Genomic DNA, 21110 nt, shown 5'->3' with positions numbered 1-21110 from the left:
TGATTCCCAAAGGCTCAACTTTTTTCCCGCAATCCCTTGAATCCACCCTCCGTCGACGCGCAGACTTTCTGCACATGGCAGTGCAGACCGAACGGATCCCGGCCCGCCGAAGGCGCCTGGGAGACCGGCTCGCCGTGTTCGGCGAGCGCGAGTTCACGTGGTTCTTCCTGGGGTACACGACCTCCCTGATCGGCTCCTCGATGGCGCCGGTCGCGGTCGCCTTCGCGGTGCTCGACGGCGGTGGTGGTGGAAGCGGCAACGGCGGAGGCGGCACCGCCCTGGGGTGGGTGATGGCGGCCCGGATCCTCCCCGTGGTGCTGGTGCTGCTGGCCGGCGGGGCGATCGCGGACCGGATCGGCAGCCGCCGGGTGATGCTGGGCTCGGACCTGTTGCGCGGCGTGGTCCAGGCGCTGTTCGCCGGGCTGCTGGCGGCCGGGCACGCCCCGGTCTGGGCGATGGTCGCGCTGGTGGCGGTCTGGGGGGTCGGCGAGGGGCTCTTCATGCCGGCCTTCGGCGCGATCGTGCCCGACCTGGTGCGCCGTACGGGACTGGTGGCGGACGCCAACGCCCTGCTGGGGCTGGCCCGTTCGGTGTCCACCGTGGTCGGCCCCGCCACCGCCGGCCTGGTCACCGCCGCCTGGGGCCCGGCGACGGTGCTGCTGGCCGACGCGGTGACGTACGGCGTCGGCGCTTTCGCGCTGGCCGGGCTGCGACTGCCGATGCGGGCGGCGGCCGGCGAGGGGTCGATGGTCCGGGACCTGCGGGCCGGCTGGTCGGAGTTCGCCTCCCGCCCGTGGCTGTGGGTCACCACCGTGCAGATGGGCCTGTTCAACCTGCTGGTCTGGGCCCCCTTCCTGGTGCTCGGCCCGCTGCTCGCGCAGCGGGACCTCGGCGGTGCCCGCGCCTGGGGCCTGGTGATGGGCGTCTACGGCGTCGGCGCGGTGTTGGGCGGCCTGCTGGTGCTCGGCCGGTCTCCGGCCCGCCCGCTCGCGGTGGCGTCCCTGGCGGCGCTGGCCTGGGCGCTGCCCTCCGCGGCGCTCGCGGCCGGGGCGGGGCTGCCCTGGGTGGCCGCCGGCGCGCTGGTGGCCGGGGTCGGCTCGGCGGTCTGCGGGACGCTCTACGGCACCACCACCCAGAAGTGGGTGCCGGTGGAACTGCTCGGCCGGGTGACGGCCTTCGGCGTGCTGGGCTCCTTCGCCCTCGGCCCGCTCGGGCTGGCGGCGGCCGGTCCGCTGGCGGGCCGGTTCGGTGCGGACACCGTGCTGCTGATCGGAGCGGTCTGGCAACTGGCGGCCGGGGCCGTAGTGTTGGCCGTACCGGCGGTACGTGACCGTCGCTGGGAGGAGGGCCCGGACAGCTGACCAACCCCTCGGACGGCTCCGGGGCGCACCCCCGGCCCACCGCGCACCGCGCCCGGCCGGCCCCGGAGCGCAACCGGCTGCCCCACCCGCGCACGTACGCCTCCGCGGCGGGCGGGGCGGCCGACCCGGTCGTACGGTGGAGGACGGGGGTGACGGAGGAGGTCGATCATGCCCGGCTCGCTCACCATCAGCCATCACGGGTCCGCGGTCACCCTGGACCACGCGGACGCGGAGCGGCTCGCCACCGTACTGGCGGACCTGGCGTACCTGCTGGAGATCCCGGGGCCGAACCGGATCAACGACGAACAGCTCGCCGTGCTGTGCGAGGGCCGCGCCCCGGACCGTGCCGAGCTGGTGCACTGGTGCGCGTCGAACGCGCGCGGACTGAAGGGGCAGTTCTGACCGGAGCGGCCCGGGCCCGGGCCGCGGACCGTCCGCACCCGGGCCGGCCGCCGGAGCCCTCGGCCCGTTCGCCGGAGCCCGTTGTCCGCCCGCCTGAGCCCGCTGCCGGCCCGCCCGAGCCCGTGGATCGCGCGCCGTGGCCTGTCGGCCGCCCGCCGTACGATGGCGCGCGGGGCGGGGACGCCCCCCGGACGCCGGGGTGGCCGGCGGCCGGTCCGGCGGAGGGTGGGGGCCCGAACGTGCCGCAGTCCTGGTCGATGTCCTGGCTGACCGTGCCCACGCCGCTGCCCAGCGGGCCGATGCACATCGCGGTGACCCCGCTCGGTGTGGTGTCGGCCGGCTACCGGGGGCCGCGCGAGGGCGAGGCGCCGCCGTGCACCGACGAGTCGAAGATCGCCGCCGTCACCGAGCGGATCGGCGCCTACCTGGCGGGCCGCACCCGCGACCTGGGCCTGCCGATCGACTGGAGCCTGAGCTCCGGCCCGCACCGCGCGGTGCTGCAGGCGCTCTGGCGCGAGGTGCCGTACGGCCGGACCATCACCTACGGCGAACTGGCCGCCCGCAGCGGGGTGTTCGAGGACGTGACGGAGCCCGGCCTGGCCGCCCGCACGGTCGGGCAGATGATGGCCGCCAACCCCGTCCCGCTGCTGGTGCCCTGCCACCGGGTGGTGGCGGCGGACGGGATCGGCGGCTTCGGCGGCGGCCGGGTCGGGATCGAGGTGAAGCGCTGGCTGCTCACGCTGGAGGGCGTGCTGGAGCCGACCCTCGACTGGAACGGCCCGCTCTAGGGGCTCGGCCGCTCACCGGTGCAGCGCCCGGACCAGTGACACCCGTCCCGGCGCCCGGCGCTGCAGCACCGGCCGGATGCCGGACACCAGCGTGTACTCGATGCCGCGCACGTCCGGTTCCGCCTCCGGGTACTCCGGCCGCTCCCCGAGTGCCAGCCGCACCGCGTCCCACGGCAGGTTGAGGCCGCACAGCCGCAGCTGGTGGAGCCCGGCGGCGGGGCGGGTGTTGACGTCGATGACCACCGGCCGGCCGTCGAAGCGGCGGAACTGCACGTTGGACAGGTACGCCATGCCGGTCGCCCGGACCAGCCGCCGGACCGGGTCCAGGTAGCACTCCTCGGTGGTGAAGCCGCGGCGGCGGCCCTCCTTGGTGCGTCCGACCGCGGTGAGCGGGCCGCCGTCCCGGTCGGCGAGGCAGTCCACCGAGACCTCCGGTCCGTCCAGGTAGGGCATCACCAGCAGGTCCACCGGCTCGCCGTCCGGACCGCCCTCGGCCAGTGCCGCGGCCACCTGATCGACCTGCACCCGGTGGTCCCAGCCGGTCAGCCGCCGCGCTCCGTACGGTTCCCGGGTGAGCACCCGGAAGCCGGCGCCGCCCGCACCGGCGGTGGGCTTGAGGCAGGCGGTGTGCCCGGCGCCCTCGATCCGCTCGACGGCGTCCCACAGCTCGCCGGGGGTGCGCACCCGCCACCAGGGCGGGGTGGGCAGGCCGGCCCCGGCGATCACCGCGTAGCCGTCGGCCTTGCTGGTGAAGGCCGCTATCGCGGTGGCCGGCGGGCAGAGCAGCGCGGTGCCGATCGCCTCGAACTCCGGCCGGGCGAGGGCGATGGCGAGCTGGTGCAGCTGCGGGACGAAGACGTCGACGGCGTGCCGGGCGCAGTAGTCCAGCGCGTAGCCGACGTAGCCGTCCGCCGGCAGGTCGGCCGGCTCGGCGCTGCCGTGGTCGGCGGCGGCGAGCACGGGGGAGTCCGGGTCGCCGTGGGTCGCGTGGACCACCACCGGGCGCGGGGCGGCGCGCAGTTGTTCGATGAAGAAGACGTTCTCGGCGTAGGTGCGGTTCAGCCAGACACGTACGGGTGCACTCATGTGACCCTCTCGGGGAGAGAGTTGACGAAGGGTCAGGGCACCCTAGCGGCCTGTTCGAACGGTCCGGACGGCGGGGGCGCCGCCTGTGGATCGTGGCGCGGGGTGGCGCGGTTCGGGGCGCGGATGGGGGAGGATGGGGCGCCGCGCTCCGAGTTGTTCGAATGGACGGTCGAACAGATATCGATCGGGTGATCTATTCGTACTATTTGTTTAGGCATTCCGAACCACTCGAACGAGTGATTGCGGGGCACCCTCGACAGGGCCCACCATGAAGCTGCAACACGCATGTGCAAGGCGACACTTCATCGGGATATGCGAAGGGCTCCCCCATGTCGACCGAAACCAATGCCGGAATTCCCGCGCCCAGTGCGCAGTCGGAGATCCGGCAGCAGCAGAGTCTGAGCACGGCCGGCGCGCGGAACCTCGCGACGACCACCAAGTCCGCGCCCCAGATGCAGGGCATCAGCCCGCGCTGGCTGCTCAGGAAGCTGCCCTGGGTGCAGGTGTCCGGCGGCACCTACCGGGTGAACCGCCGCCTGCGCCACTCGGTCGGCCGCGGCCGGGTGGGTTTCGTCAAGACCGGTGCCGAGGTGCGGATCGTCGCGCCCACGCTGGCCGAGGTGCCCGTGCTGCGCGGATTCCAGGACGAGGCCGTGCTGGAGGAGCTGGCCTCGCGCTTCGTGCAGCGGGAGTTCGCCCCGGGCGACGTGCTGGTCCAGGCCGGCGCCCCGATCACCGAGGTGTTCCTGATCGCGCACGGCAAGCTCGACCGGCTGGGCACCGGCAAGTACGGCGAGGAGACGGTCGTCGGCACCCTCGCCGACGGCGACCACCTCGGCGACGAGGCGGTCCGGCAGGACGGCGGCGCCTGGCCGTACACCGTCCGCGCCGCGACGGCCGGCACCGTGATGACGCTGTCCTGGCCCGCCTTCCAGGAGCTGCACGACCGCTCCGAGGCGCTCCAGCTCCAGATCATCGAATACCTGAACGGCTTCCAGCAGGCGCAGAACAAGCACGGCGAGGCCGCGATCGACCTCTCCGCCGGCCACCAGGGCGAGTACGAGCTGCCCGGCGCCTTCGTGGACTACGAGCTCAAGCCGCGCGAGTACGAGCTCAGCGTCGCGCAGACCATCCTCAAGGTGCACAGCCGGGTCGCCGACCTCTACAACCAGCCGATGAACCAGACCGAGCACCAGCTGCGGCTGACCATCGAGGCCCTGCGCGAGCGCCAGGAGCACGAGCTCGTCAACAACCCCGACTTCGGCCTGCTCGGCAACGCCGCGTACGACCAGCGCTTCCAGACCCACTCCGGCCCGCCCACCCCGGACGACATGGACGAGCTGCTCAGCCGCCGCCGCGGCACCAAGCTGTTCCTGGCCCACCCCCGGGCCATCGCCGCCTTCGGCCGGGAGCTCAACAAGCGCGGCCTCTACCCGGACACGGTCGAGGTCGACGGCAAGCAGATCCAGTCCTGGCGCGGCGTCCCGGTCTTCCCGTGCAACAAGATCCCGATCGTCGGCAGCACCAGCTCGATCCTCGCGATGCGCATCGGCGAGGACAACCAGGGCGTCATCGGCCTCCACCAGACCGGAATTCCGGACGAATACCAGCCGAGCCTTTCGGTGCGGTTCATGGGAATCGACGACAAGGCCATCATTTCCTACCTGGTGAGCGCCTACTACTCCGCCGCGATCCTGGTGCCGGACGCGGTCGGCGTCCTGGAGAACGTGGACATCGCGCAGTACTGACGGTTCGCACGGCCGGTCGCGGCGCCGCGCCGTCGTGCCGTCCGTCGGGGCCGCCCATCCGGCCCCGGCGGACGGCGGCCCCGGCGCGTACGGACCCGGCCGGTACGACCCCGGTGCGTACCGACCCCGCCGGCACGGGCCCGGCCGGGGCGAGGCGCGACCGCGCCCGGCACCGCAGCGCAACTCCGGTCCGCCGTCGGCGGGCCGTCCCACGACAGGCGCCCGACAGGGGGAGAGACCCATGACGAGTCCCACGCTGGAGCGGGACCACAAAGAGGGGCACGAGGCGGCGGACATCCTCGCCCGGACCCGCGCCCTGGTCGACCCGGTCCTGCGGGCCGCCGTCGACTCGCTGCCCGGCACCATGCGCAAGGTGTCCGGCTACCACTTCGGCTGGTGGGAGGCGGACGGCACCCCCGCCGAGGCCCCCGCCGGCAAGGCGATCCGGCCGGCCATGGTCCTCGCCGCCACCCAGGCCCTGGGCGGCAGGCCCAACGAGGCCGTCGCCGCGGCCGCCGCGGTGGAGCTGGTGCACAACTTCACCCTGCTCCACGACGACGTCATCGACCGGGACGACACCCGGCGCCACCGGCCCACCGCCTGGCGGGTGTTCGGCACCACCGAGGCCATCCTGGCCGGGGACGCCATGCACTCCCTCGCGCTGCGCCTGCTCGCCGAGGACACCCACCCGGCCGCCCAGGGCTCGATCCGCCGGCTCGCCGACTGCGTGGTCGAGCTCTGCGAGGGCCAGCAGATCGACTGCGCCTTCGAGCGGCGCGACGACGTCTCGCTGCCCGAGTGCCTGGCGATGGCGGAGGCCAAGACCGGCGCGCTGCTCGGCGCGGCCTGCTCGATGGGCGCCCTGTACGGGGGCGCCTCCGAGGAGGCGGCGCAGGCGCTGGACGGCTTCGGCCGAGAGATCGGCCTGGCCTTCCAGCTGATCGACGACCTGATCGGCATCTGGGGGGATCCGGCGGTCACCGGCAAGCCGGTCGGCGCGGACCTGGTCGCCCGGAAGAAGTCGCTGCCGGTGGTCGCGGCGCTGGGGTCCGGCACCGTGGACGGCAAGCGGCTGGCCGAGCTGTACGCGATCGAACGCCCGCTGAGCCCCGAGGAGTTGGCGCAGTGCGCGGCGGCCGTCGAGGCGGCCGGCGGGCGTGGCTGGGCGCAGGGCGAGTCCTGCGAGCGGATGGCCACGGCGATGGCGCAGCTGGCCGCCGCGGTCCCGGAGCCGGCCGCGGCCGACGAGCTGCTGGCGCTCGCCGAGCTGGTCACCCGCCGCACGCACTGAGCGGGCCGCCCGGGCCGGATGCGTCCCCGGGCCTTTCCCCGGTGTCTCCCCGGGAGTGGGAGGTCGGCCCGGCCGGCTTCCCACTCCCGGCCGCTTCCACGGCCCGGCCGACCGCGCCGTCAGCCGAAGGCGGCCAACAGCCGCCGCTCCTTGGCGGGTTCGATGCCGTGCCGCACCGCCGCCCCCGGCCGCCCCTTGCGCCCCTCGGCGTCGGTGTCCTCGACCGGCCCGCGCGTCCGCAGCCACTCCCAGGTGTCCCGCGCCGTCTCGGCAAACGGCCGGCAGCGCAGCCCGGCCGCCTCCGCCCGGCCGGTGTCGGCCAGCCAGACGCCCGCCAGCTCGGGCAGGTCCGGTGCCCAGAGCGGGAGTTCGGTCCACCAGTCGACCCGGTCCGGCCCCTCGGCGAGCAGCGGCCCGTCCGGGACCCGGACCAGCTCGGTGTCCGCGGCGCCCGCCACCTCCCGGCAGGTCTCCAGCCACTCGCCGAAGCGGAGCCGCCCCGGCGGCGCCGTGGTGACGAACCGCCCCGCCGTCCCGGCCGTCAGCAGGTCCAACCCGAAGCCGGCGAAGTCCCGGACGTCGATCACCTGCATGGTCCGCCGCGGATCCCCCGGGGCGAGCACCCGCCCGCCGCGCGCCATCCGCTCCAGCCACCAGGGCAGCCGGCCGCCGAACTCGTACGGCCCGACGAGCAGCCCGCTGTTCAGCACCAGCGTGCGCCCGGCGCCGAACCCCGCCAGTACGGCGCGCTCGCAGCCGGCCTTCAGGGCGTTGCCGGGCGGCTGGTCGGGCGGGGTGTCGGCGGGGCAGGGGTGCGGCGCGGAGCCCTCGTCGACCACGTGGGCGGGCCAGTCGGCGAAGGCGTGCACGGAGGAGACGAAGGTGTAGTGCCCGGCCCGCCCGCGCAGCAGCCGGGCGCTGAGCGCGGCCTGGGCGGGCTGCTGGGCGGAGGTGTCGACGACGGCGTCCCAGCCGCGGCCGTCGACCAGCCGGGCGAGGTCCCCGGCGCTGTCGCGGTCGCCCCGGACGGCCTCGACACCGGGCAGGTCGGCGGCGCTGCGGCCGCGGTTGAAGGTGGTCACCCGGTGGCCCCTGGCGAGGGCATCGGCAGCGTAGGCCCGTCCGAGGAAGGACGAGCCCCCAAGCAGGAGGATCTTCATACCGACGACCCTCTCCCGGCCGCCCCGCCGGTACGCCCGGATCAGCGCTCAGCAGATCCCGGCGGGCGGAAGCCGCGCGGCGTCCGGTCCGACGTGCCGCCCCACCCGGCCCCGCTTAGCATCCGAGGTGTACCGCGGTCGGCGACCGCACCCCGGCCCGGTGCGCGACCCGGACGGCGGACCCGCCCGCCGCGCCGGCACCGACGGCCCGCCGGCGTCGAGCGTCCCACCGGTGCCGCGCCGGCGGCGCCGCCCCCGCCGACCGGCTGCCCGCCCCGGACGAAGGACCCGTGATGAACCAGCCCGAGCTGGAGGCCCTGGCCGCCGACGCGTACGTCTACGGCTACCCGCTGGTCGCCGGCCTCACCATGGTCGAGCGCTTCGACCGCGGCGGCCTGGGCACCCTGCCGGCGGCGCCGTTCAACCACCTCAGCCACGCCACCCGGCTGGCCGGTCCGGCCGACCGCTTCGTCTCGGTCAACAACGACACGGTCTACTCGATCGCCCAGCTCGACCTCTCCGAGGGCCCGCAGGTGCTGCGCGTCCCGGACACCGCCGGCGCCTACTACGTGCTGCAGGTCATCGACGCCTGGACGGACAACGTCGCCTACCTCGGCCGCCGGGCCACCGGCACCGGCGCGCAGACCTGGCTGATCGTCCCGCCCGGCTGGCACGGCACCCCCTCGGACCCCGACCGGGTGATCGAACTGCCGACCACCGTCGGCACCCTCGTCGGCCGCTTCGCCTGCGCCGGCCCGGACGACTTCCCCCGGGTCCGGGCCCTCCAGGCCGCCCTCGAACTGGAACCGCTGGAACCCGGAGGCCTGGTCGCCGGACTCCCCGAACCGGACGCGGACGTCCCCGAGCGGCTGGCCTTCTTCGAGCGGCTGCGGGTCTGGATGCAGGCCTTCCCGCCCGCCACCGCCGACATCGAGTACCAGCGCCGCTTCGCCCCGCTCGGCCTGCTCGACGACGGCGCCTCGCCGTACCGCGCGGCCGCCGCCGAATGGACACTGGCGCTGGCCAAGGGCCTGGCCGCCGGCCGCGAACGGGTCGAGGACGCCACCCGCCCGCCCGAGGACCACCCGCCCGGCGAGTGGCGCAGCGCCCTCCACCTCTTCGACTACAACACCGACCACCTGGGCCCCGGCACCCTCGACGACCCCGAGTGGCGCATCCCCGACCGCCGCGCCGCCTACCTCAGCCGGGCCGCCGCCGCCCGGGCCGGCCTCTGGGGCAACCACGCCTACGAGGCCTCGTACGCGATGACCTACGACGACTCCGACGGCCGGCCCCTCACCGGCCTCCACGACTACACCCTGCGCTTCGACCAGCCGCCCCCGGCCGGGGCGTTCTGGTCCGTCACGATGTACTCCGTCCCGGACTACTACCTGGTGGAGAACCCGATCGACCGCTACTCGATCGGCGACCGCACCCCAGGACTGGTCCACGGCGAGGACGGCTCCCTCACCCTGACCCTCCGGCACGACCAGCCCGAGGACCCGACCGCCGCCGCCAACTGGCTCCCCACCCCACCCGGCGAGTTCCGCCCCATCCTCCGCATCTACCAACCCGAACCCGCCGTCCTGGACGGCACCTACCAAGTCCCCCCGATCCACCGCCTCTGACTCCCCCCGGGCCCACCCCGCCCCTGGACCCCAGCCCGCCAGCAAACCGGATCCCGCCGCGCACGCTGCGCCGCCATCTCGGACCTACCGCGCACACCCCGCGTGCCGCGCTGCCACCCCGGCCCCTGCCGTGCCCGCCCCGCCGCCACCCACCTCGGGCCCCACTCCGCACGCCCCGCCAGCACCTCGGATCCCGCCGCGCACGAGAAGTCGGGTGGGCCGACTTCTCGTGCGTTCCCGATTTTGCGGGCGGGATTATGGCGGTCGGTCTACATATTCGGCTCCTGGCCCGCCCTCGGCGCGCGCGAGAAGTCGGCCTGATCGACTTCTGGCGCGCTCCCGGCTTCGGGCTGGCCGGTGAAATATGCAGGTCGGTCTACAAATCCAGCCAGGCTGGGCCCTGTTACGCATGAGAAGTCGGCCGGGTCGACTTTTCGTGCATCCTCGGCCTGGGGCCTTGGAGAAGCACGCAGGTCGGTGTATTTGCCCGCTGGTGTTGCGTGGGAAGTCGGGTGGGCCGACTTCCTGTGCGGCCTTGCCGGCTACTGCGGGCGGGATTACGGCGGTCGGTCTACGTATTCGGCCCCTGGCCCGCCCCGCCGTGCACGAGAAGTCGGCCGGGTCGACTTCTCGCGCGCCCGTGCCCTCCGGGTGCCGGCCGGGAGGGAGGGCTGCCGCGTTGCGCGGGCCGTTAGTGCGGCGACGGGGAGGCCGTTGCCGTGCCCGTCGGATGTGGCGAGGAGCTCGTCGCTGTGCCCGAGGGGGACGGGGTGCTCGTCGGTGGGTCGGGGGGCGACGGGGACGCGGTGGGTGCCGCCGTGGGCGAGGTGGTGGTGGAACCGCTGGGCACCGGTGTCGCCGGAGTCGAGGACGGTGTCGACGACGGTGACGGATCGGCCGGGGAGGAGGCGGAGCCGCCTCGGTTGTGCGGCCCGCCCTCCAGGGTGACCACCGCCTGGGAGGGCGGCAGCGCGATCCGGGCGGTCCAGTGGGTCGTCGGTGCCTGGTCCTCGTCCACGGTGACGATCACGGTGATCCGCTGGCCGGGCGCCAGGGTGCCGGCGTCGCGGCTGAGCCGGAGCCAGCCGGCGTCCGTCACCGCGTGCCAACGGATCTCCGTGGCGCCGGAGTTGGTGAGGGTGAGGATGGTCCGGCTGCCGTACTCGCCGGCCTCGACGGTGAGCAGCCCGGCCGGGGCGGGCTCGCCGGTGCCCGTCGTGGAGGCCTGGTCGGCAGCCGGGGCCGGTGCGGCGACCAGGGTCGGGCTGCTGAGCGGGGTCGCGCCGTGGGCCGGGACCGGGATGGCCGCGCCCTGGAAGGTGAGCCGCGGAAAACCGGGAGGCAACGTTTCTGCATCGCTTGTGCCGACACCGCCCGCGACCATCCCGGGCCCGGCCCCCGCCAGTTCCATCCCGGGCATGCCGGGCGCACCCGCCCCAGCCGGGCCGTCCACCGCGGGCCGCGGCCGCTGCCCGGTCGGCTGCCCGGCCGCGTCCACCCGTACCGCCGACACCGAGGCCGCCGACCCCGACCCGACACCGCCCCGGTGCCCGGCCCAGAGAGCGATCACCGGCGCCGCCAGTACGGCCGCCAGCACGCCGGTGGTCACCACCCGCCGACGCACCGCCAACCCGCGCCCCGCGTCCGGCGCCCGGTGCCGGGGGAAGCCGCTCTGGTCGAACCGCAGCCCCGGCTCCGCGCCCCGAGCACCCGCTACCCGAGGACCCACAGCCCGAGCAGCCGCCGCCGGAGCGGCCGCCCCACCGGTGGCCGCGACGGCCCCGAGGAGGTCCGCCGGAGCCCGCAGCAGCGCCAACCCGGACAGCCCCGCCGCCCCCGCCGTACCCTCCGCCGCCTCGCCCGCGGCCACCCGTTCCGCCGTCCCCCGGCAGGTCGGGCAGTCCACCACGTGCTGCACCAGCTCCCGGCGCAGCGCCGGGCCGAGCACCCAGTCCCGCCAGGACTCCGCCCCGGCCCCGCCGAGCCGGTCCAGTTCCGGGCAGCTGCCCACGCCGAGCACCAGCAGCGCCGCCCTGGTCCGGGCGACCTCGGCCTCGGCCCCGGCCAGCAGCGCGCGGGTCCGTTCGAACGGCTGGCCCAGTACGGCCGCCACTTCGAGCGGGGTCAGCCGGTGCCGGACGGAGAGTTCCAGCGCCTCGCGCTGTTCCGGGTCGGTGCCGGCCGCCTCGGGCCAGGCGAGCGAGGAGAGCTCGCGCCGCCGTCGGGCCGCCTCGGCCTCGCCGGGCTCGGCCGGGGCGGTCCGCCCGGCCTCGGTACCGGTCGGACCCGGGGCGTCGCCGGCGAGCCGGCGCAGACAGCAGTACCGGGCGAGGGAGAACAGCCAGGCGCGCAGCAGCCCGGGCTCGGCCAGCCGGGCGCCGTGCCGTCGTGCCAGCTCGCGGACCTCGCGCAGGGCGTCGGCGGCCGCGTCGTGCTCGCAGAGCACCGAGAGGCAGTAGGTGAACAGGCCGTCCACCTGCCGGTCGTACGCCGCGAGCACGGCGGCGGTCCGCACCCCGGCCGACCCGGCCGACCCGCCGGACCCGCTCGACCCGGCAGGTCTACCCGACCTGCCCGGCCTGACCGATCGGGTCGACCGGGCAGGCCCGTCCGGCCCCACAGTTCTCGTCGTCACCCGTCCGACGGTAGAGAACGCGGACGGCTGACCCCGGCCATTCGCCGCGTATGTACTTCTTTCGGGTAACAACATCGCCCATCTGTGTGGACGCGCGGCCGGCCCGCCCGCGGACCCTGGTCGTCGGCCCCGACCCGGACCCGGACGCTGCCGCCGTTGTCGGACCCGGACGCTACGGTGGGCGGCATGCCTCCGCGTTCCAAGACCACCGCCAAGCCCCGCCCGGCGTACCGCTGCACCGAGTGCGGCAACCAGCTGCCCAAGTGGGTCGGCCGCTGCCCGGAGTGCAACGCCTGGGGCACGGTCGAGGAGTACGGCGCGGTGCCGATCCGCACCACGGCCGCCGGCCCGGTCAGCGCGCCCGCCCGCCCGATCGCCCAGGTGGACGGCCAGGTCGCGACGGCCCGTTCGACGGGCGTGCCGGAGCTGGACCGGGTGCTCGGCGGGGGCCTGGTGCCCGGCGCGGTGGTGCTGCTGGCCGGCGAGCCCGGCGTCGGCAAGTCCACCCTGCTGCTGGACGTCGCCGCCAAGGCGGCCACCGCGCAGCACCGCACGCTCTACGTCACCGGCGAGGAGTCGGCCGGCCAGGTCCGGCTGCGCGCGGACCGGATCAACGCCCTCTCCGAGCACCTCTACCTCGCCGCCGAGCAGGATCTCGGCGCGGTGCTCGGGCACATCGAGGCGGTCAACCCCGGCCTGCTGATCCTGGACTCGGTGCAGACCATCGCCTCCGCCGAGCTGGACGGCGCCCCCGGCGGCCCGGCGCAGGTCCGCGAGGTGGCGGGCGCGCTGATCCGGGCGTCGAAGGAGCGCGGCATGGCCACCCTGCTGGTCGGCCACGTCACCAAGGACGGCCAGATCGCCGGTCCGCGCCTGCTGGAGCACCTGGTGGACGTGGTGCTGAGCTTCGAGGGCGACCGGCACGCCCGGCTGCGGCTGATCCGCGGGGTCAAGAACCGCTACGGCGCCACCGACGAGGTCGGCTGCTTCGAGCTGCACGACGAGGGCATCGTCGGCCTGGCCGACCCGTCCGGCCTCTTCCTGACCAGGCGTGACAAGCCCGTCCCGGGCACCTGCCTCACCGTCACCCTGGAGGGCAAGCGCCCGCTGGTGGCCGAGGTGCAGGCGCTGATGGTGGATTCGCAGATCCCCTCCCCGCGGCGCACCACCTCGGGCCTGGAGTCCCCCCGGATCGCGATGATCCTGGCCGTGGTCGAGCGGCACGGCGGGGTGAAGCTCGGCAAGCAGGACATCTACACCGCGACGGTCGGCGGGGTGAAGCTGACCGAGCCCTCCGCCGACCTCGCGGTGGCGCTCGCGGTGGCCAGCTCCTCCACCGACACCCCGCTGCCCAGCAACCTGGTGGCGATCGGCGAGGTCGGCCTGGCGGGCGAGGTACGGCGGGTGACGGGTGTGCAGCGGCGGCTCGCCGAAGCGCACCGGCTGGGCTTCACCCACGCCCTGGTCCCGCCGGACCCGGGCAAGGTGCCGCCGGGCATGAAGGTGGTCGAGGTGGCCGACATCGGCGAGGCGCTACGGGCCATCCCGGGCCGCCGCCGTTCCGCCGCCAAGCCGCGCACCGAGCCGCGCGGTGAGGCACCGTCGGCGCCGCCGTCCCCGCGCTCCGCCCGGGCCGCGGACCGCCCGGCGGCGTACCCCGAGGAGCTGATGGACGGCTGGGAGCCGCTCGACTCCGACGAACTGCGCTGACCCAAGCCCTGCCGAGGCCACACACAGTTAGACTTTCCCCAGTCTCATTGGCCAGAAGGCAGTACCGAGCGGTACTGAGCGACAGAGCAACAGACCGCGGACCGGCGCACGGCGTGAGGCGCGCGGCACGGGTCGACCGGAGGAGTCACGTGGCAGCCAGCGACCGGGGGGCGGACAAGGCCTCCCGCGAGGAGGCCCTGCTGCGGGCCTCCCTCACCGCCATCGCGCCCGGTACCGCGCTTCGTGACGGCCTGGAGCGGGTCCTGCGGGCCAACACCGGCGGTCTGATCGTGCTGGGCTTCGACCGGACCGTCGAGTCCCTGTGCACCGGCGGCTTCGTCCTGGACGTCGAGTTCAGCGCCACCCGGCTGCGCGAGCTGTGCAAGCTGGACGGCGCGGTGGTGCTCGACAAGGACATCACCAAGATCGTCCGGGCCGGCGTGCACCTGATGCCGGACTCGACCATCCCGACCGACGAGACCGGCACCCGCCACCGCACCGCCGAGCGGGTCAACCGGCAGACGGGCTACCCGGTGGTCGCGGTCTCGCACTCGATGCGGCTGATCGCGATGTACGTCAACGGCACCCGCCGGGTGCTGGAGGACTCCACCACCGTCCTGTCCCGCGCCAACCAGGCGCTGGCCACCCTGGAGCGCTACAAACTGCGCCTGGACGAGGTGGCCGGAACGCTCTCCGCGCTGGAGATCGAGGACCTGGTGACGGTCCGGGACGTCACCGCCGTGGCCCAGCGCCTGGAGATGGTCCGGCTGATCGCCACCGAGATCGCCGGCTACGTGCTGGAGCTCGGCATCGACGGCCGACTGCTCTCGCTCCAGCTGGACGAGCTGATCGCGGGCGTGGAGCCGGAGCGCGAGCTGGTCGCCCGGGACTACTTCCCGGAGCGGGCCGCCAAGAAGGGCCGGACGGTCACCGAGGTGCTGGCCGACCTGGAGGCGCTCACCCACGCCGAGCTGCTGGACCTCCAGACCGTCGCCAAGGCGCTCGGCTACTCGGGCTCGCCGGAGTCGCTGGACTCGGCCGTCTCGCCGCGCGGCTACCGCCTGCTGGCGAAGATCCCGCGCCTGCCCAACACGGTCATAGAGCGCCTGGTCGAGCACTTCGGCGGCCTCCAGAAGCTGCTCGCCGCGAGCATCGACGACCTGCAGACCGTCGAGGGCGTCGGCGAGACCCGCGCCCGCTCGGTCCGCGAGGGCCTGTCCCGCCTTGCCGAATCGTCCATCCTGGAGCGCTACGTCTGACCGGACGCGCCACCGTACGGACACCCGAACACCGCGACGGCCCCCGGGGGAACCTCCCCGGGGGCCGTCGCGCGTCCGCACCGCACCCCGTCCGCCCCGCACCCCGTCCGCCCCGCACACTCCGTCCGCGTCCGCGTCCGCGTCCGCGTCCGCCGTCCGCCCCGCCCGGCACCCCGGACACGGCGGAGCCCCCAGCCGAGCGACGGCCGGGGGCTCCGAGGGAAGGTGACCGGTTCTCAGCCGTCCAGCCGGATCGAGGCCCGCGCCGAGACCTTGTCCCCGGAGAGCCCGGTGAGCTCCGCGAGCACCACGTAGGTGCCGCTCGGCGGCGGCGTCTGGTCGGCGGTCGCGCACTGCGGCTTGCTGCGGCTGCGGTCCCAGGTGAAGGTCTCGGTCTGGTTGCCGTTCGCGCCGAGCTGCACCCAGATGCTGCCCTTGTCGGTCGGGCAGTCGCCGGAGGACCAGACCCGGTCGTTGTTGCTGCCGCTCACCGTGATCACGGAGGCGGTGCGGCCCAGGTCCACCCGGCAGTTGGTGCCGGAGGAGTTCTTGACCGTCAGCGCCAGTCGGGGCTTGTCCTTGGGCTGGTACGAGTTCTGGGTGCCGGCCAGCTCCAGCGCCACCTGCGAGGAGGCGCAGACCGGCAGCGCCATGACCTCGGGGGTGTTCACCGGCGGAGCGCCGCCGCCCGTACCGCCGGAGCCGCCCGTGCCGCCACCGGTGCCGCCGCCGGTCGCCGGCGCGGCGCCGCCCCCGGGGGCCGGGTTGGCCCCGCCGGCGCCGGTGCCGCCGCTGAGGTTGACCTCGGTGCCGCCACCGCCCGCCACCGGTCCGCCCCCGGAGCCGCCGCCCGGGCGCGCCGCGGGGCCGCTCGGTGAGGCGCCGGGCGTGATCGCCTGAGCCGGTGTCTGGTTCTGGGACTGGGAGGGAACGGCCTGTGCGGCGTTGCCCGGTGAGCCGCCGTCACCGCCCCCGCCCTGATCGATCATCAGCCAGGCGATCAGGGCGACGACCGCCGCGACGGCGACGAGCACGATGACGCGCCGACGCCAGTAGATCGAGGCCGGCAGTGGTCCGACGGGTTGACGCAGAGAAGGCACGACCAAACTCTACGAGACTGTGTGTGGCGATTGACTCACCAACACCGCACAGTCGCCCCTTCCTTCACATGATCCGCCATTTGATCCGTTCGAGCGAGCCCCAATCGGACGATTTCCGGGCGGCCCCCCGGTCGGTCCGGAGCAGACTGATCCACTTCGGCCCGGTCGGCGGGCATGGGAGGATCGAAGGGCCATGACTGCCATCACCGCCCCTGCCACCGCCGCCGACGCCGCCCGGCCGCCGATGCCCCTGCCGCTGTTCCACTCGACCGTCCTGGACTGGTACGAGGCGAGCAAGCGGGACCTGCCCTGGCGGACCCCCGACACCACGCCCTGGGCGGTCATGGTGAGCGAGTTCATGCTCCAGCAGACCCCGGTCAAGCGCGTGCTGCCCGCCTGGGAGGCCTGGCTCACCCGCTGGCCGACCCCGGCCGACCTCGCCGCCGACGCGCCCGGCGAGGCGGTCCGGATGTGGGGCCGGCTGGGCTACCCGCGCCGGGCGCTGCGCTTGCACGCGGCCGCGGTGGCGATCACCGAGCAGCACGACGGCGAGGTCCCGGACGACCACGCCACCCTGCTCTCGCTGCCCGGCGTGGGGGAGTACACCGCCGCCGCCGTCGCCTCCTTCGCCTTCCGCCAGCGGCACGTGGTGCTGGACACCAACGTCCGCCGGGTCTTCGCCCGCGCGGTGACCGGCGTCGAGTACCCGGCCCAGGCCACCACCGCCGCCGAGCGCCGCACCGCCACCGCGCTGCTGCCGGACGACGCCGAGACGGCCGCCACCTGGGCGGTCGGCGTGATGGAGCTGGGCGCGCTGGTCTGCACCGCCCGCGGCCCGGAGTGCGGGGACTGCCCGCTGTTCACCACCTGCGCCTGGCAGCGGGCCGGCCGCCCGCCGTACGAGGGCCCGGCCCGGCGCGGCCAGTCCTACGAGGGGACGGACCGCCAGGTGCGCGGCAAGCTGCTCGCGGTGCTGCGCGAGGCGCACGGGACGGTGCCGCAGGCCCGGCTGGACGCGGTCTGGCCGGACTCGGTGCAGCGGGCCCGGGCGCTGGACGGCCTGGTGGCGGACGGCCTGGTCGAGCCGGTCGAGCAGGGCGTCTACCGGCTGCCCCAGTAGGCGGCGGAACACGAGGGCGCCCCCGGGAGAGGACCTCCCGGGGGCGCCTTCGTGCGCGGGGACCGTCAGACGGCCGCCGCCTCCAGCGAGGACTCGGCCGGAGCCTCGCCCTTGCCGGTGCCGCGCAGCGGCACCTCGCGGAGGAACACCGCCGCGGCGATCGCGATCACGGCCACCCCGGCGCCCCACAGGAAGACGGTGTGCATGCCGTTGGACACCGCGTGGTGGTAGGCGTCCTGGACGGGCGCGGGCAGTGCGCGCATCGCGGCCGGGCTCATCTGGCCCGGGTCCTTCGCGCCGCCCGCCGAGGCCTGCTCGCCGAGCCGCTCCTTCATGGTGTCGGCCACCCGGTTGTTGAACAGCGCGCCGAACAGCGCGACACCGAAGGAGCCGCCGATGGTGCGGAACAGCGTGGCGGTGGAGCTGGCCACGCCCATGTCCTTGAGCTCGACGCTGTTCTGCGCGACCAGCATGGTGATCTGCATCAGGAAGCCCATGCCGGCGCCGAGCACGACCATCCAGCAGGCCGAGGTGAAGCTGCTGGTCCCGACGCCCATGGTGGAGAGCAGGATCATGCCGCCGGTCATCACGATGGTGCCGATGATCGGGTAGATCCGGTACTTACCGGTCTTGGTGACGGCCTGGCCGACCACCAGCGAGATCACCAGCATGCCGAACATCATCGGCATCAGCAGCAGGCCGGAGTTGGTGGCCGAGGCGCCCTGGACGATCTGCTGGTAGAGCGGCAGGAAGACGGTCGAGCCGAACATCACGAAGCCGACGATGAAGCCGATGATCGAGACCAGGGTGAAGTTCAGGTTGCGGAACAGGCTCAGCGGGAGCATCGGCTCCTCGACCCGCTGCTCCACGTAGCAGAAGGCGATCAGCGAGGCGGCGGAGAGCGCGGCCAGGCCGAGGATCTCCTTGGAGCCCCAGGCGTACTGCTGGCCGCCCCAGGTGGTGATCAGCACCAGCGAGGTGATGCCGACGGTGAGCAGGATGGCGCCCAGGTAGTCGATCTTGGCGGTGCTGCGGACCTTCGGCAGCTTCAGGGTGACGACGACAACGGCGAGTGCGACGACGCCGAGCGGCAGGTTGATGTAGAAGGTCCAGTGCCAGCTCAGGTGGTCGGTGATGAAGCCGCCGACCAGCGGGCCGCCGATGGTGGCGAGGGCCATCACGGCGGCGAACATGCCCTGGTACTTGCCGCGGTCGCGCGGCGGGACGAGCGCGCCCATGATCGACATGACGCCGACCATCAGACCGCCGGCGCCCAAGCCCTGCACGGCGCGGAAGCCGATCAGCTCGTTCATGTTCTGCGACAGGCCGGACAGCGCCGAGCCCACCAGGAAGATCACGATCGAGGTGAGGAAGGTGCCCTTGCGGCCGTACATGTCGCCGAGCTTGCCCCAGATCGGGGTGGAGGCGGCGGTCGCCAGGGTGTACGCGGTGACCACCCAGGACAGGTGCTCGGCACCGCCGAGGTCGCCGACGATGGTCGGCATCGCGGTGCCGACGATCAGGTTGTCGAGCATGGCCAGCAGCATGGTGACGACCAGGCCGACCATCACGAGGCGGATCTCGCGGGGCGACCGCGGCTGCTCCTCCTCGGTCGTCTTGTCCTCCGGCACCGGGCCGGCGGTCTTGGACTGTGACATGAGGTGGGGTCTCCCGGAGGGTGGTTCGGACGGAGCGTCGTGCCGTGCGGCGGCTCACTTACTTGTCGCCCGGCTAGTTTATCGACCGTCGGCACGGTAGGTTGTTTCCTAGCCGGTCGTCAAGCCAGTTTCCCGACCGGCCTTCTGGGCAGGGAGAATGGGCCCGGGGCGGACACCGCTCCGGGGTCCGCAGTAGTCACCGACGCAGTCATGAGGCAGGCCATGGGCACTCCGCACAGCCCCCGCAGCGACACCCGGGCTCGCATCATCGAGGTGTCACTGGAGCTCTTCGCCGAGCAGGGCTACGAGCAGACCTCACTGCGCGAGATCGCCGACCGCCTGGGCGTCACCAAGGCCGCGCTCTACTACCACTTCAAGACCAAGGACGACATCGTCCTGGGCATCGTCGAGCGGATGGCCGCGCCGATCGACGAGTCCATCGCGTGGGGCCGCAAGCAGGCCTGGAGCCCGGAGATGCGCGACGAGCTGATCCGCCGCTTCGCGGACGGGATGGCCGAGCGGGCCCCGCTGCTGCGCTTCTTCCACGAGAACCAGCCCGCGCTGCGCGAGTCCCCGGCCGGGCTGGCCTTCAGGGACCGCATGATCACCATGATGCAGCTGGTGCACGGGCCGGGGGCGGACTTCCACGACCGGCTCCGGGCCGCGATGGCGCTGTTCACCGTCCACTCGTCGCTGTTCCTGCTCAAGCAGGACAAGGCGGACTGCGGCCACACCCCGAACGTGTGGGGCGAGCAGCCGCCCCCCGCCGGCCTGGACGAGGCGATCGGGGCGGCCCGGGACATCGCGCTGGAGATCGGCGCCGGGATCAGCCACCCCGCCCGCACCACCGGTTGAGGGCGCCGGTCCCGCAGGGCCCGGCGCCCGGGGCGGCTCAGAAGTCCGTGACGCCGTGCCCCGCCAGGTACGCGATCGGGTTGACCACCGCGCCGTAGCGGTTGCTGGTGCGGATCTCGAAGTGCAGGTGCGGGCCGGTCGAGTTGCCGGTGCTCCCGGACAGCCCGATCCGCTCGCCCGCGGACACCCGCTGGCCCGCCGAGACGGTGACCGAGGACATGTGGGCGTACTGCGCGAAGTGCCCGTCCGCCAGCCGCAGCACGACCTCCTTGCCGTACGCGCCGTCCCAGCCGGCCGACACCACGCTCGCGTCGCCGACCGCCAGCAGCGGCGTGCCCGGGGAGACCGCGAAGTCCACCCCGGTGTGGTACCCGGCGGCGTAGCTGCGGTTGGCCTTCCCGTACGGGTTGCTGGTCGGCGCGTTCGGCACCGGCGCCGACCACCCGGGAGTCGGTGCGGGCCCGGGCTCCGGCGCGGGTCCGGCCTCCGGGGCCGGCTCGTCGGCGGGCTCCGGCTCCGGTGCCGGCGGTTCGAACGGCAGCAGGTTGGGCGCCACCGTCACGAACTCCTGCGCCGAGTCGCCGTCGTCGGGCAGCTTGTACGGGCTGGGGCCGGCCACCTGGACCAGCCCCGCGCTCGGCACCTCCGCCCGCGGCACGGTGAAGGCCGAGCTGCCCGGCGTGGTGGGCCGTACGGTCTGCGCCGAGGCCGTGCCCGGGGTGGCCACCAGCAGCACGCCGGCGAGCAGCGTGGCGACCGCTCCGGCCGAGGCCAGCGCGTGGTCGTGCTCGGCCCGCTGACGGCTGCCGGGCAGGGTGGTGTGCCGGGGCGCCCCGAGGGCGCGCAGCGGCGCGGCCTGGGTGCGGACGGCGTGGCCGATCCGGGGCTGCCAGACGGCGGCCCGGGCCGCCGCCTGGGCGGCGAGCCGGCGCAGGGCCGGCCCCACGGGTGGGACGGTGGACATCTGCCGTACCTCACGGATCGTACGAGGGCAGCACGAAGCGCCCGTTCGGGCGCGTGCTGAGCGGGGGACCACTCAGGTGTAACGGTCACCGGGCGGAGTCCCAAACGCGGTGATGTACTACGGCGTGTAGTCATCGTGGCGCCGGAGATTCAAACCGACGGAGCAATGATCATGAGATCGGATCGCGCATGACCGCTCCGGGCCGTCCGCCACTTCCCCGGCCCCGCTACTACCGCCGGTCGTACCGTGCCGGAGGCCTGTGACCAGCACCACGCGCGGCCGGGGTTTCGCGCGCTCGAACCGCTTTCCGTCCGCACCGCTGACCGGTCCGGCCCGCTGCGGGAC

16 protein-coding genes are annotated in these 21110 nt (G+C 74.3%); 10 read left to right on the top strand and 6 right to left on the bottom strand.

What is annotated here, in order from left to right; genetic code table 11:
• Positions 1-74 precede the first annotated feature (74 nt).
• The 3 genes from ACWDCZ_RS21210 (at position 75) to ACWDCZ_RS21200 (ending at position 2551) form a co-directional block, all read left to right on the top strand.
• The gene (locus ACWDCZ_RS21210; RefSeq protein ID WP_416873649.1) at positions 75-1361 is read left to right on the top strand and encodes an MFS transporter; all 1287 of its coding nucleotides are present in this window, start codon (positions 75-77) and stop codon (positions 1359-1361) included.
• Between the two features lie 168 nt (positions 1362-1529).
• A complete protein-coding gene (locus ACWDCZ_RS21205) occupies positions 1530-1763 on the top strand; it encodes a hypothetical protein (RefSeq protein ID WP_049661653.1) in 234 nt (77 codons plus the stop codon).
• A 239-nt stretch (positions 1764-2002) separates the two neighbouring features.
• A complete protein-coding gene (locus ACWDCZ_RS21200; RefSeq protein WP_304414273.1) occupies positions 2003-2551 on the top strand; it encodes a methylated-DNA--[protein]-cysteine S-methyltransferase in 549 nt (182 codons plus the stop codon).
• Positions 2552-2563: 12 nt separating this feature from the next.
• Here ACWDCZ_RS21200 and ACWDCZ_RS21195 read toward each other — a convergent pair whose 3' ends face one another.
• The gene (locus tag ACWDCZ_RS21195; RefSeq protein WP_449816639.1) at positions 2564-3637 is read right to left on the bottom strand and encodes an ATP-grasp domain-containing protein; all 1074 of its coding nucleotides are present in this window, start codon (positions 3635-3637) and stop codon (positions 2564-2566) included.
• Between the two features lie 329 nt (positions 3638-3966).
• On the opposite strand from ACWDCZ_RS21195, the gene ACWDCZ_RS21190 reads away from it, so the two are divergent.
• Both ACWDCZ_RS21190 and ACWDCZ_RS21185 read left to right on the top strand, forming a co-directional pair.
• Entirely contained in the window at positions 3967-5385 is a 1419-nt protein-coding gene (locus ACWDCZ_RS21190; RefSeq protein ID WP_074001715.1) for a family 2B encapsulin nanocompartment shell protein, read from the top strand.
• A 241-nt stretch (positions 5386-5626) separates the two neighbouring features.
• Positions 5627-6676: a family 2 encapsulin nanocompartment cargo protein polyprenyl transferase gene (locus tag ACWDCZ_RS21185; RefSeq protein WP_049657139.1), complete on the top strand. Its 1050-nt coding sequence runs from the start codon at positions 5627-5629 to the stop codon at positions 6674-6676.
• Between the two features lie 119 nt (positions 6677-6795).
• Here ACWDCZ_RS21185 and ACWDCZ_RS21180 read toward each other — a convergent pair whose 3' ends face one another.
• The gene (locus ACWDCZ_RS21180; RefSeq protein ID WP_449816638.1) at positions 6796-7836 is read right to left on the bottom strand and encodes an NAD-dependent epimerase/dehydratase family protein; all 1041 of its coding nucleotides are present in this window, start codon (positions 7834-7836) and stop codon (positions 6796-6798) included.
• 293 nt (positions 7837-8129) lie between these two features.
• Here ACWDCZ_RS21180 and ACWDCZ_RS21175 point away from each other — a divergent pair, with 293 nt between their 5' ends.
• A complete protein-coding gene (locus ACWDCZ_RS21175) occupies positions 8130-9464 on the top strand; it encodes a DUF1254 domain-containing protein (RefSeq protein WP_049657142.1) in 1335 nt (444 codons plus the stop codon).
• A 691-nt stretch (positions 9465-10155) separates the two neighbouring features.
• On the opposite strand, the gene ACWDCZ_RS21170 is transcribed toward ACWDCZ_RS21175, so the two are convergent.
• Entirely contained in the window at positions 10156-11979 is a 1824-nt protein-coding gene (locus ACWDCZ_RS21170; protein WP_449816637.1) for a BACON domain-containing protein, read from the bottom strand.
• A 306-nt stretch (positions 11980-12285) separates the two neighbouring features.
• Between ACWDCZ_RS21170 and radA the strand changes: the two genes are divergently transcribed.
• Both radA and disA read left to right on the top strand, forming a co-directional pair.
• A complete protein-coding gene (gene radA / locus ACWDCZ_RS21165) occupies positions 12286-13809 on the top strand; it encodes a DNA repair protein RadA (RefSeq protein ID WP_375877325.1) in 1524 nt (507 codons plus the stop codon).
• Positions 13810-14009: 200 nt separating this feature from the next.
• Positions 14010-15068, top strand: a complete 1059-nt coding sequence (disA, locus tag ACWDCZ_RS21160; protein ID WP_049659060.1) for a DNA integrity scanning diadenylate cyclase DisA — start codon at positions 14010-14012, stop codon at positions 15066-15068.
• A 236-nt stretch (positions 15069-15304) separates the two neighbouring features.
• On the opposite strand, the gene ACWDCZ_RS21155 is transcribed toward disA, so the two are convergent.
• Complete coding sequence (locus tag ACWDCZ_RS21155) at positions 15305-16168, bottom strand: hypothetical protein (RefSeq protein WP_074001711.1); 864 nt, start codon at positions 16166-16168, stop codon at positions 15305-15307.
• Between the two features lie 193 nt (positions 16169-16361).
• Between ACWDCZ_RS21155 and ACWDCZ_RS21150 the strand changes: the two genes are divergently transcribed.
• Entirely contained in the window at positions 16362-17288 is a 927-nt protein-coding gene (locus tag ACWDCZ_RS21150) for an A/G-specific adenine glycosylase (RefSeq protein WP_449816636.1), read from the top strand.
• Between the two features lie 65 nt (positions 17289-17353).
• On the opposite strand, the gene ACWDCZ_RS21145 is transcribed toward ACWDCZ_RS21150, so the two are convergent.
• Entirely contained in the window at positions 17354-18946 is a 1593-nt protein-coding gene (locus ACWDCZ_RS21145; RefSeq protein WP_074001710.1) for an MDR family MFS transporter, read from the bottom strand.
• Between the two features lie 222 nt (positions 18947-19168).
• Here ACWDCZ_RS21145 and ACWDCZ_RS21140 point away from each other — a divergent pair, with 222 nt between their 5' ends.
• A complete protein-coding gene (locus ACWDCZ_RS21140) occupies positions 19169-19801 on the top strand; it encodes a TetR/AcrR family transcriptional regulator (RefSeq protein WP_053112112.1) in 633 nt (210 codons plus the stop codon).
• A gap of 37 nt (positions 19802-19838) precedes the next feature.
• Here ACWDCZ_RS21140 and ACWDCZ_RS21135 read toward each other — a convergent pair whose 3' ends face one another.
• Complete coding sequence (locus ACWDCZ_RS21135) at positions 19839-20765, bottom strand: M23 family metallopeptidase (RefSeq protein ID WP_449816635.1); 927 nt, start codon at positions 20763-20765, stop codon at positions 19839-19841.
• Between the last annotated feature and the right edge of the window lie 345 nt (positions 20766-21110).

Source organism: Kitasatospora sp. NPDC001225 (genome assembly GCF_053597855.1).
Note: the sequence above shows the minus strand (reverse complement) of the source record. Positions and strands in the feature narration are given on the sequence as shown.